We start from the raw sequence: 12,421 nt of genomic DNA on the forward strand, positions 1-12,421 counted from the left end.
GATCAACGGGTTCAACAGGTCCAACGGGAGCAACAGGATCAACGGGTTCAACAGGTCCAACGGGAGCGACAGGATCAACAGGCCCAACGGGATCGACAGGTTCAACAGGATCAACAGGTTCAACAGGTTCAACAGGTTCAACAGGATCAACGGGTTCAACAGGTCCAACGGGAGCAACAGGAGCAACAGGCCTTACAGGAGCAACAGGTACAAGTATCACGGCGACATATGCATTTGCAAATAATACGTCGGGAACAGCGATATCGGTACTTCTTGGTGGAACGAATGTCCCGCTTCCGAATAATCAAAATATCGGTCCTGGTATTACGGTTTCCGGGGGAAATACAGTATTTACGGTTGCAAATGCTGGGAATTATTATATTTCATATTCGATTAATATAACAGCTTCATTATTGGTCAGTTCACGAATTACAATTAATGGAGCACCACTTGCTGGGACGATCAATTCTCCTGCGTTAGCAACTACATCATTTAGCGCAACAATTATTACAAATCTTGCAGCAGGAGATGCTATTAGTTTGCAACTATTTGGTTTGTTAGCTGTTGCAACATTATCAACAACTACACCAGGAGCTGTATTAACGATAATAAGATTAAGCTAAATAATAACTCTCTTACTTTTTTAAGATTAGGAGAGTTTCTACATATAATAAGAAGTTAATGAAGTAAAGCATAGTGATATAAAAGTCAGAATATTATGATTGTAACGTTATGGTGACTATAATATAATGAAAACAACCTCATGAATGAACATTCATTTATTTTTGATGTATTTGAAGGGGGAATGAAGGTGGAAAAACCATGGTTGAAAAGTTATCCAGAGGAAATTCCAAGTACGATTTCTTATGATATTCAGCCGCTTCATAAATATGTAGAACAGATGGCTTCTCGCTATCCAGAAAAGAAAGCGCTTCACTTTTTGGGGAAGGATATTACATTTTCACACTTCCATGATAAAGTGAAGAAATTTGCAAATTATCTTCAAAAGCTCGGTGTGGAAAAGGGTGATCGAGTTGCTATTATGTTGCCGAATTGTCCGCAAGCTGTAATTGGTTATTACGGTACATTACTTGCGGGAGGTATCGTAGTACAAACCAATCCACTGTATACAGAAAGGGAATTAGAATATCAGCTTCATGACTCGGGAGCAAAAGTAATTCTTTGCCTCGATTTAGTGTTTCCAAGAGTAACGAATGTTCAATCTGCTACAAAAATTGAGCATATTATCGTAACTCGCATTGCGGACTTTTTACCATTCCCTAAAAATCTATTGTATCCATTTGTGCAGAAAAAACAGTCGAATTTAGTTGTGAAAGTATCAGAGAGTGAAACGATTCATCTTTGGAATTCAGTAGAAAAAGAAGTGAATACGAATGTTGAGGTGCCTTGTGATCCTGAAAAAGATCTAGCTCTTTTACAGTACACAGGAGGAACAACCGGATTTCCGAAAGGCGTTATGTTAACGCATAAAAACCTCGTCTCTAACACGTTAATGGGAGTTCAATGGTTATATAATTGCAAAGAAGGAGAAGAAGTCGTTCTTGGGGTTCTTCCATTTTTCCATGTTTATGGTATGACAGCTGTTATGAATTTAAGTATTATGCAAGGATACAAAATGGTCCTTATTCCAAAGTTTGATATGAAAATGGTTTTTGAAGCGATTAAGAAGCATAAAGTGACATTGTTTCCAGGTGCACCAACCATTTATATCGCTCTTTTAAATAGTCCACTTTTAAAAGAATATGATATTTCTTCTATTCGTGCTTGTATTAGTGGATCAGCACCACTGCCAGTAGAAGTACAGGAAAAGTTCGAAACAGTTACAGGTGGTAAACTAGTAGAGGGATATGGTTTAACAGAATCCTCTCCAGTTACACATAGTAATTTTTTATGGGAAAAGCGAGTGCCAGGTAGCATTGGAGTTCCGTGGCCAGATACAGAAGCAATCATTATGTCACTTGAGACTGGTGAGGCATTACCGCCAGGAGAAATAGGGGAAATTGTAGTGAAAGGTCCTCAAATTATGAAAGGATACTGGAATAAGCCAGAGGAAACAGCGGCTGTATTGCAAGATGGCTGGCTCCATACAGGTGATGTTGGCTACATGGATGAAGATGGATTTTTCTATGTGAAAGATCGCAAGAAAGATATGATTGTCGCGAGTGGATTTAATGTGTATCCTCGTGAAGTTGAAGAAGTATTATATGAGCATGAAAAAGTGCAAGAAGTAGTGACAATTGGAGTTCCAGATCCGTACCGAGGAGAGACAGTTAAAGCATTTGTTGTGTTAAAAGAAGGTACGGAGTGCTCTGAGGAAGAATTAAATCAGTTTGCACGTAAATATTTAGCGGCTTATAAAGTGCCGAAAGTATATGAGTTTAGAGATGAATTGCCAAAAACGACAGTAGGGAAAATTTTACGCCGTGTTCTAATAGATGAAGAGAAGAGAAAGAATGAGGATGAGCAAACGGGCTAAGGCCCTTTCTTTTTGAAAAAATAGGATTGACACTTTTCTAAATAGTCAGTATTATAAGAATATGAATGACTATTCATTCAGTCATCTTCTTGAAGGGGACAGTAAAGTGAAGAAAAATAGACCGAAATACAATCAAATTATTGATGCGGCAGTCATTGTGATTGCGGAGAATGGGTACCACCAAGCGCAAGTTTCTAAAATCGCAAAGCAAGCTGGGGTAGCTGATGGCACGATTTATTTATATTTTAAAAATAAAGAAGATATATTAATATCCTTATTCCAAGAGAAGATGGGAGAATTTGTCGAAACAATTCGTCAAAAAACAGCAGGAATTGAAAGCGCTGTATCGAAGTTATTCATGTTGGTAGAAACGCACTTCTTGCTGTTGTCGCAAAATGATCCTCTTGCTATCGTTACGCAATTAGAGCTAAGGCAGTCCAATCAAGACTTGCGCCTTAAAATAAATGAAGTATTAAAAGGCTACTTACAAGTTATGGATGAGATTTTAGAGACTGGTATAAAACAAGGTGAATTTCAAGCAGATTTAAATGTTCGCGTGGCAAGACAAATGATCTTTGGAACAGTAGATGAAGTTGTGACCAATTGGGTAATGAGCGATCATAAGTATGATCTGGTCGCACTTTCAAAAACGGTACACGGGCTACTTATTGCAGCTTGTGGTTATCGTCAATAATGGGAGGGATCATGTTGAAATTCCTATCTGTAAGAGTTGAAGATCATATCGCGGTGGCGACATTAAATCACGCACCAGCGAATGCGATGTCTTCACAAGTTATGCATGATGTTACTGAATTAATTGATCAAGTGGAAAAGGATGATAACATTCGTGTTGTTGTTATTCATGGTGAAGGACGTTTCTTCTCAGCGGGAGCAGATATTAAAGAATTTACATCTGTTACTGAAGCGAAGCAAGCAACAGAATTAGCACAGCTTGGACAAGTTACGTTTGAGCGTGTTGAAAAATGTTCAAAACCAGTTATTGCGGCAATTCATGGAGCGGCACTGGGCGGCGGCCTTGAGTTTGCTATGTCTTGCCACATGCGCTTTGCAACTGAAAGTGCAAAACTTGGTTTACCTGAATTAACACTTGGATTAATTCCTGGCTTTGCAGGTACACAGCGCTTACCACGTTATGTTGGGAAAGCGAAAGCTTGTGAAATGATGTTAACAAGTACACCAATTACTGGTGCAGAAGCATTAAAGTGGGGACTTGTTAACGGATTGTTCTCTGAAGAATCTCTTTTAGATGATACGCTTAAAGTTGCAAAACAAATTGCTGGAAAAAGTCCAGCAACAACTCGTGCTGTACTAGAGTTATTGCAAACGACAAAATCGTCTCATTACTATGAAGGTGTACAACGTGAATCACAGATTTTTGGTGAAGTATTTACGAGTGAAGATGGAAGAGAAGGTGTAGCTGCATTTTTAGAAAAGCGTAAACCTTCATTTAGTGGCAGGTAGTTCAATTATTTTTTTAATATAAATTAACAGAAAATTAAAATTGATAGAATCTTTCTGAAAAACAAGGGGGTAAATGGAATGAACATCTACGTACTCATGAAACGAACATTTGATACAGAAGAAAAAATCGTAATTAAAAACGGTGCAATTTACGATGGCGAAGCGGAATTCATCATCAACCCTTACGATGAATATGCAATTGAAGAAGCAATTCAAGTAAGAGACGCACAAGGTGGAGAAGTTACAGTTGTAACAGTCGGTGGCGAAGATAGTGAGAAAGAACTTCGTACTGCATTAGCAATGGGCTGTGATAAAGCCGTATTAATTAATATTGAAGATGATGTAGAAAATGGTGACCAGTTCACGACAGCAAAAGTGCTTGCTGAATATTTAAAAGATAAAGATGCAGATTTAATTTTAGGCGGAAACGTTGCAATTGATGGTGCATCTGGACAAGTAGGACCACGCGTAGCTGAAGCGTTAAATATTCCATATGTAACGACAATTACAAAACTTGAAATTGACGGTACAAATGTGAAGATTGAGCGTGATGTTGAAGGTGATACAGAAGTGATTGCAACTTCATTACCAGTTTTAGTAACAGCACAGCAAGGTTTAAATGAACCGCGTTATCCATCGCTTCCAGGTATTATGAAAGCGAAGAAAAAGCCGCTAGAAGAATTAGAATTAGATGATTTAGATTTAGAAGAAGATGATGTGGAAGCAAAGACAAAAACAATTGAAATCTATTTGCCTCCTAAGAAAGATGCAGGAAAAGTGTTACAAGGCGAGCTGCAAGATCAAGTAAAAGAACTTGTATCGTTGCTCCATACAGAAGCGAAAGTAATCTAATAAAATACGAAATTATATATGCAGGAGGGAAAATCTATGGCTCGTAAAGTATTAGTAATGGGTGAAGTTCGTGATGGATCGCTACGTAACGTTTCTTTTGAAGCGGTAGCAGCAGCAAAAACAATTGCAGAAGGCGGTGAAGTAGTAGGTCTTCTAATTGGAGACAGCGTTGCCTCTTTTGCAAATGAATTGATTCATTACGGTGCAGATCGCGTTGTGACAGTTGAAAATGATAAATTAAAATCATATACATCTGATGGTTATGCACAAGCGTTTTTAGCTGTACATGCTGAAGAAAATCCAGAAGGTATTGTCTTTGGACATACAGCACTTGGCAAAGATTTATCACCAAAATTAGCAGCGAAGCTTGAAGCTGGTTTAATTTCTGACGTAACTGCTTTAGAGGTTGAAGGTGGAAATGTTATCTTCACTCGTCCAATTTACTCTGGTAAAGCATTCGAGAAGAAGATTGTAACAGACGGCATCTTATTTGCGACAGTGCGTCCAAATAACATTGCAACTCTGGAAAAAGATGAGTCTCGCAGCGGTGACGTATCTTCTATTACAGTTGATGTGAAAGATTTACGTACAATCATTCAAGATGTTGTCCGTAAAACAGCAGAAGGTGTGGATCTTTCTGAAGCGAAAGTTATTATCGCTGGTGGACGCGGTGTGAAGAGTGAAGAAGGCTTTAAACCATTAAAAGAGTTAGCTGACGTACTAGGCGGCGCTGTTGGGGCATCTCGTGGTGCTTGTGACGCTGAATACTGTGATTACTCATTACAAATTGGTCAAACTGGTAAAGTTGTTACCCCAGACTTATACATTGCATGTGGTATTTCTGGTGCGATTCAGCATTTAGCAGGTATGTCTAACTCAAAAATAATCGTTGCGATTAATAAAGATCCAGAAGCAAGTATCTTTAAAGTAGCTGACTACGGTATTGTCGGTGACTTATTCGAAGTTGTACCTCTCTTAACAGAAGAGTTTAAAAAGTTAAAAGTACATTCATGATTTTAGTACCCTTGAGTTCCAAGTGAAGTACCCCTATATATAGAAAAAGGTGAGAGATCCCCTGTCTCTCATCTTTTTAGTATTTAATCCGTATTTTTATATAGTATAAAGGAACATTTTTTTGTTACAATACATAACGATACATATTATTCGCCACGTATATAAGTTAATGATATACTCTTGGTAGAATATACTTGAAGGAGGAAATAAAATGGCAATTGTAAACGCAAATGACCAAAGCTTCGCAGCTGAAACTAGCGAAGGTGTTGTATTATTAGATTTCTGGGCACCTTGGTGTGGACCTTGTAAAATGATCGCTCCTGTATTAGAGGAAATCGATGCAGAACTAGGCGAAAAAGTAAAAGTAGTAAAAGTAGACGTTGATGAAAACCAAGAAACTGCTCGTCAATTCGAAGTAATGAGCATTCCAGCTCTTTTCGTATTAAAAGACGGTAAAGTAGTTGATCAAGCGTTAGGTTACAAACCGAAAGAAGCGTTAGTAGAATTAGTTTCTAAACACTTCTAAAATAAAAAAGCTACCATTTGGTAGCTTTTTTTATTTTCTTTTTTACAGTCTTTCCGTTACAATAAAAGAACGTATGTTGGGTGTTTGGGCATAGTATGTTTTCAAGGGAAAATAAAAATGCTAAGTATGTAGAAATGGAGGGAGACGAGTGCACGAACATTTGAAAGAGAAGTTGGCTATTTTACCAGATCAACCTGGTTGTTATTTGATGAAAGATAAGCAAGGAACGGTTATATATGTCGGAAAGGCAAAAGTGCTTAAAAATCGTGTGCGCTCGTACTTTACTGGTTCACATGATGGGAAAACACTGCGGCTTGTAGGAGAAATTGTTGATTTTGAATATATTGTAACTTCTTCGAATTTAGAAGCACTTATTTTAGAGTTAAATCTAATTAAAAAATATGATCCGAAATATAATATTCAATTAAAAGATGATAAAACATATCCTTTTATTAAAATTACAGCGGAGAAGCAACCTCGCTTACTCATTACTCGAAACGTAAAAAAAGATAAAGGGAAATATTTTGGTCCTTATCCAAATGCACAATCTGCTCATGAAACGAAAAAACTGCTAGATCGTATGTATCCACTTCGGAAATGCACGAATATGCCAGATAAAGTTTGTTTGTATTATCATATGGGTCAATGTTTAGCACCTTGTGTGAAAGAAGTGACGGAAGAACAAAATAAAGAAATTGTAGATGAAATTATTAAGTTTTTAAATGGTGGACATAAAGAAGTTCGTTCAGAACTAGAAATAAAAATGTATGAGGCTTCAGAGAAACTAGAGTTTGAACGTGCAAAAGAGTTGCGTGATCAAATTGCTCATATTGATGCGATTATGGAAAAACAAAAGATGATTATGAGTGACTTAGTGGATCGTGATGTGTTTGGATATGCAGTGGATAAAGGATGGATGTGTGTTCAAGTTTTCTTCGTTCGAAAAGGAAAGCTAATTGAACGTGATGTTTCTATGTTTCCAATTTACGATGAACCAGAAGAGGGTTTTTTAACGTTTATCGGCCAATTTTATGAAAACAGTAGTCATTTTAAGCCGAAGGAGATTGTCGTTCCAGGAAGTATAGACTCGGAATTAGTAGAGCGCTTTTTAGAAGTGGAAGCGACGCAGCCGAAACGTGGTAAGAAAAAAGACCTTGTAGAATTGGCAAATAAAAATGCGAAGATTGCTCTTGAAGAGAAGTTTTACTTAATTGAACGTGATGAAGAACGAACGATTAAAGCGGTAGATCATTTAGGGAAGCAGCTTGGGATTGAAACGCCATATCGTATTGAAGCGTTTGATAACTCAAATATTCAAGGAACAAATCCCGTTTCTGCAATGATTGCTTTTATCGATGGGAAACCGGCGAAGAAAGAGTATCGAAAATATAAAATTAAAACGGTTCAAGGACCAGATGATTATGAGTCTATGAGAGAAGTTGTGAGGCGCCGTTATACAAGGGCGCTTAAAGAAAATTCACCTTTACCTGATTTGATTATTATTGATGGAGGAAAAGGCCATCTAGCGGCTGCAAGTGATATTTTAGAGAATGAGCTCGGATTATATATTCCGATGGCAGGTCTTGTAAAAGATGATAAACATAAAACCTCCCATTTAATTATTGGGGATCCACCGGAACCTGTGATGCTTGAGAGAAATAGCCAAGAATTTTATTTATTGCAGCGTATTCAAGATGAGGTGCATCGATTTGCGATTACATTCCATCGTCAATTACACGGGAAATCTGTCATTCAATCAGCATTGGATGATATTCCAGGAATCGGTGATAAACGGAAAAAGGTATTGTTAAAACATTTTGGTTCATTAAAGAAGATGAAAGAAGCTTCTATAGAGGAATTTGTCGAAGCGGGTATGCCGAAAAATGTCGCGGAGACGATTTATACGTATTTAACAGATAAGAAGACGTTGTAGTTTACAACGTCTTCTGTTTTTTGGTATAATTTCTGAAGATTTAAAATAAATGCATCTGAATGAAAATACAAAAAAGTCAACTAAACTGATATGTCTAGTTGACTGTAGGTAATGCTTACACTTCAATGAGATCTTTTATATCCCATTTTACAAGAAATGTAATAGAGTCAGAACGTTTTTTCTTTTCTTCGTATGACTCTGCAACGACGTTCCGTTGCTTTTGGATTTGTTCAGCGATGAATCCGGCTTCTAGTTGATAAGAAGAATGTCGTTTTTGTTTTTGACGTTCTGCGATGAGTGTGCCTTTAAGTTGGAACTGCATTTCACGACGCTTATGTTCAACAATGCTTAAAGTGCCCCAGCCAGCCTTTTCAAAGAACTGAATGACTTCTTCAATTGTTTCTAGCGGATATTTTCTTGCAAGGTTTCTACCAGACCAGTATAAAATACCATCTAAATCGTTGCCGATTAAATCAGGTAGTAATTCTTCACGTAGCAATTCATAAGCGAAGGCGTTCAATGAAACATCTTCTAAAGATGTTGTATCGATTGTATTTTTACTCACAATATTCCCCTCTTTCTATAGGGATTATTATATAACATTTCACATTTATAAAAACAGATTTTTCTTTAGGAAAATCTGAATATATAAGAAGAAAAAAAGAATTGGCAAATTATATGCAAATTATGTATACGTTTTCTTGACGCTTCGACAAAAATAGGAGTAAAATGAACTTGGTATCAAATTATGCTGAAATATTTCGAATAATTTTTTCAGTTTTTCTTATGCCAATAGTGAAAAAACATTATTGTCATAAACTAATCTGAAAACAGCAGTCAAACATTCAAGGGGGGTAATGGGGACATGAAAGGCCGCGAGTATACGTTTCGTAAGTGGCACTCATTAATGGGGGTCATCCCGGTTGGTGTCTTTTTGACGCAACATTTAATTGTAAACAACTTTGCAACACGAGGAGCAGAGGCTTTTAACAAAGCTGCAGGCTTTATGGAGCTCCTTCCATTCCGGTATGCGCTAGAAATTTTCATCATCTTTTTACCGATACTGTACCATGCTATATATGGCTTATATATTGCATTTACAGCTAAGAACAATGCGGTTTCTTACGGTTATTTCCGTAACTGGATGTTCGTTTTCCAAAGAATTTCAGGTATCGTTACGCTGATCTTCATTTCTTGGCACGTCTGGGAAACTCGTATTCAAGCAATGTTAGGTAAAGAGGTAAACTATGATATGATGGCAGATATTTTAAACAATCCAGCTATGTTTGCATTCTACTTAGTTGGTGTTGTTTCAACAATTTTCCACTTTGCAAATGGACTATGGACATTCTGCATCAGCTGGGGAATTACAGTATCTCCACGTTCACAAAGAATCTCTACTTATGTAACATTAGCTATTTTCTTAGGTTTATCTTATGTAGGTGTGAGTGCATTATTAGCGTTCATCGATCCACAGCTAGCAAACCAGTAAGGAGTGGGAGAGCATGAAAGGGAAACTTATAGTAGTCGGCGGTGGCTTGGCTGGCTTAATGGCAACGATTAAAGCGGCAGAAGCAGGAGTAAATGTTGAACTGTTTTCTTTAGTACCAGTAAAACGTTCACATTCTGTATGTGCTCAGGGCGGAATTAACGGTGCCGTAAATACGAAAGGTGAAGGGGATTCTCCATGGATCCACTTTGACGATACAATTTATGGTGGGGACTTCTTAGCGAACCAACCACCAGTTAAAGCAATGTGTGAAGCAGCACCTGGTATCATTCATTTAATGGACCGTATGGGTGTTATGTTCAACCGTACGGAAGAAGGACTTCTTGATTTCCGTCGATTTGGTGGAACGCAACATCACCGTACAGCATTTGCTGGTGCAACAACTGGACAGCAATTACTTTACGCATTAGATGAGCAAGTACGTCGTCACGAAGTAGCAGGACTTGTAACGAAATATGAAGGTTGGGATTTCTTACGAGCTGTTGTTGATGATGAAGGTGTGTGCCGAGGAATCGTTGCACAAGACTTACAAACTATGGAGATTAGAAGTTTCGGAGCAGATGCCGTGATTATGGCAACAGGGGGCCCTGGTATCATTTTCGGAAAATCAACAAACTCCATTATCAATACAGGTACAGCAGCTTCTGCTGTATATCAACAAGGCGCATATTATGCAAACGGTGAGTTCATTCAAATTCACCCAACGGCAATTCCTGGAGACGATAAATTACGTCTTATGAGTGAATCTGCACGTGGTGAAGGTGGACGTGTTTGGACATATAAAGATGGTAAACCATGGTACTTCTTAGAAGAAAAATATCCGGCTTACGGAAACCTTGTACCTCGTGACATCGCAACGCGTGAAATCTTTGATGTTTGCGTAGAGCAAAAACTAGGTATTAACGGTGAAAACATGGTGTACTTAGATCTTTCTCATAAAGATCCAAAAGAACTAGATATTAAACTAGGTGGAATTATTGAAATCTATGAGAAATTTACAGGGGATGATCCTCGTAAACTACCGATGAAAATCTTCCCAGCTGTTCACTATTCAATGGGCGGACTATGGGTTGATTATAAACAGATGACAAATATTCCAGGTTTATTTGCAGCAGGTGAGTGTGATTATTCTATGCACGGTGGTAACCGTCTTGGTGCAAACTCACTATTATCAGCAATTTATGGTGGTATGGTAGCAGGACCAAACGCAATTGAGTATATGAAAGGTCTTTCTAAATCATCTGATGCTGTTTCATCTACTGTATATGAGCAAAATGAATTAATCGAAACAGAGAAATTTAACAATATTTTAACGATGGATGGTAACGAAAATGCGTATGTTCTTCATAAAGAGCTTGGAGAATGGATGACAGATAACGTTACAGTAGTTCGTGAAAATAAAAAATTATTAGAAACAGATGCGAAAATTGAAGAATTAATGGCTCGTTACAAACGTATTAACATTAACGATACAGCAAGATGGAGTAACCAAGGTGCTTCATTTACACGCCAACTTGCAAATATGTTTGAGTTAGCACGTGTTATTACAATTGGCGCATATAACCGTAATGAGAGCCGTGGGGCGCATTACAAACCTGAATTCCCAAATCGTGATGATGCAAACTTCTTAAAAACTACGATGGCAAAATTTGAGGGAGAAGGAAATGCACCAGCATTCCATTACGAAGACGTTGATATTTCATTAATTAAACCGCGTAAACGTGATTATTCTTCAAAACACGATGTAGCTGCTAAGGGTGAAGAGAAGGGGGATAAACAACATGTCTGAGAAAACAATCCGCCTCATCATTACGAGACAAGACGGGCCAGATGCGCAAGCGTTTGACCAAGAGTTTGAAATTCCATATCGTCCGAATATGAATATTATCTCAGCACTTATGGAAATCCGTCGTAATCCCGTTGATTCAAAAGGGAACCAAACAACTCCGATTGCATGGGATATGAACTGCTTAGAGGAAGTATGTGGTGCATGTTCGATGGTGATTAACGGAAAACCACGTCAATCATGTACGGCACTTATCGATCAATTAGAGCAACCAATTCGCTTAAAACCGATGAAGACATTCCCGGTTGTACGTGACTTGCAAGTTGATCGTAGTCGCATGTTTAATGCTCTAAAACGCGTTAAAGCGTGGATTCCAATTGATGGTACGTATGACCTAGGTCCAGGACCAAGAATGCCTGAGAAAAAGCGTCAATGGGCTTATGAGCTTTCAAAATGCATGACATGTGGTGTTTGCTTAGAATCATGTCCAAACGTAAACAGTAAGTCTGATTTTATTGGACCAGCACCGTTATCACAAGCTCGCTTATTCAACTCACATCCAACGGGTGAAATGCATAAAGCAGATCGCTTACGTGCAATTATGGGAGATGGAGGACTAGCAAACTGTGGTAACTCTCAAAACTGTGTGCAATCATGTCCGAAGGGTATTCCTTTAACAACTTCAATTGCGGCATTAAACCGTGATACAACAATTCAATCGTTCAAAGATTTCTTTGGTAGCGATAATAACTATTAATAAATATTGCCTCTTCATATCGAAGAGGCAATATTTATAACTATATTTTTCTGTTTATTCTGTT

12 protein-coding genes are annotated in these 12,421 nt (G+C 37.9%); 11 read left to right on the top strand and 1 reads right to left on the bottom strand.

What is annotated here, in order from left to right; translation table 11 throughout:
* From GBN78_RS18925 to uvrC, 8 genes are all read left to right on the top strand, one after another.
* A partial coding sequence (locus tag GBN78_RS18925; RefSeq protein WP_481747363.1) for a BclA C-terminal domain-containing protein occupies nt 1–623 on the top strand: 623 nt, incomplete at its 5' end.
* Nucleotides 624–811: 188 nt separating this feature from the next.
* Complete coding sequence (locus GBN78_RS18930) at nt 812–2,497, top strand: long-chain-fatty-acid--CoA ligase (protein WP_000414734.1); 1,686 nt, start codon at nt 812–814, stop codon at nt 2,495–2,497.
* Between the two features lie 106 nt (nt 2,498–2,603).
* Nucleotides 2,604–3,191 (top strand): TetR/AcrR family transcriptional regulator, encoded by a 588-nt coding sequence (locus tag GBN78_RS18935; protein WP_000742223.1) that lies wholly within the window; start codon nt 2,604–2,606, stop codon nt 3,189–3,191.
* An 11-nt stretch (nt 3,192–3,202) separates the two neighbouring features.
* Complete coding sequence (locus GBN78_RS18940) at nt 3,203–3,979, top strand: enoyl-CoA hydratase (RefSeq protein ID WP_000911292.1); 777 nt, start codon at nt 3,203–3,205, stop codon at nt 3,977–3,979.
* Between the two features lie 78 nt (nt 3,980–4,057).
* Nucleotides 4,058–4,831: an electron transfer flavoprotein subunit beta gene (gene etfB / locus GBN78_RS18945; RefSeq protein ID WP_001029028.1), complete on the top strand. Its 774-nt coding sequence runs from the start codon at nt 4,058–4,060 to the stop codon at nt 4,829–4,831.
* Between the two features lie 36 nt (nt 4,832–4,867).
* Complete coding sequence (gene etfA / locus GBN78_RS18950) at nt 4,868–5,845, top strand: electron transfer flavoprotein subunit alpha (protein WP_000101943.1); 978 nt, start codon at nt 4,868–4,870, stop codon at nt 5,843–5,845.
* A gap of 211 nt (nt 5,846–6,056) precedes the next feature.
* Nucleotides 6,057–6,371: a thioredoxin gene (trxA, locus tag GBN78_RS18955; protein WP_001018943.1), complete on the top strand. Its 315-nt coding sequence runs from the start codon at nt 6,057–6,059 to the stop codon at nt 6,369–6,371.
* 148 nt (nt 6,372–6,519) lie between these two features.
* A complete protein-coding gene (uvrC, locus tag GBN78_RS18960) occupies nt 6,520–8,304 on the top strand; it encodes an excinuclease ABC subunit C (protein ID WP_000544296.1) in 1,785 nt (594 codons plus the stop codon).
* A gap of 115 nt (nt 8,305–8,419) precedes the next feature.
* Here the strand turns inward: uvrC and GBN78_RS18965 are convergent, their stop codons facing one another.
* Entirely contained in the window at nt 8,420–8,869 is a 450-nt protein-coding gene (locus GBN78_RS18965) for a YslB family protein (RefSeq protein ID WP_000042226.1), read from the bottom strand.
* A 300-nt stretch (nt 8,870–9,169) separates the two neighbouring features.
* Here GBN78_RS18965 and sdhC point away from each other — a divergent pair, with 300 nt between their 5' ends.
* From sdhC to sdhB, 3 genes are read left to right on the top strand one after another with little or no spacing between them, the layout of a single operon-like run.
* Entirely contained in the window at nt 9,170–9,796 is a 627-nt protein-coding gene (gene sdhC / locus GBN78_RS18970; RefSeq protein ID WP_000678354.1) for a succinate dehydrogenase cytochrome B558, read from the top strand.
* A gap of 13 nt (nt 9,797–9,809) precedes the next feature.
* Entirely contained in the window at nt 9,810–11,603 is a 1,794-nt protein-coding gene (gene sdhA, locus GBN78_RS18975; RefSeq protein WP_000676750.1) for a succinate dehydrogenase flavoprotein subunit, read from the top strand.
* Entirely contained in the window at nt 11,596–12,357 is a 762-nt protein-coding gene (gene sdhB, locus GBN78_RS18980; protein WP_001291827.1) for a succinate dehydrogenase iron-sulfur subunit, read from the top strand. The genes sdhA and sdhB overlap by 8 nt, the downstream gene beginning before the upstream one ends.
* Nucleotides 12,358–12,421: the final 64 nt, after the last annotated feature.

The sequence above is a fragment of the Bacillus sp. B2-WWTP-C-10-Post-4 genome (genome assembly GCF_009183805.1).
Lineage (GTDB): Bacteria > Bacillota > Bacilli > Bacillales > Bacillaceae_G > Bacillus_A > Bacillus_A cereus.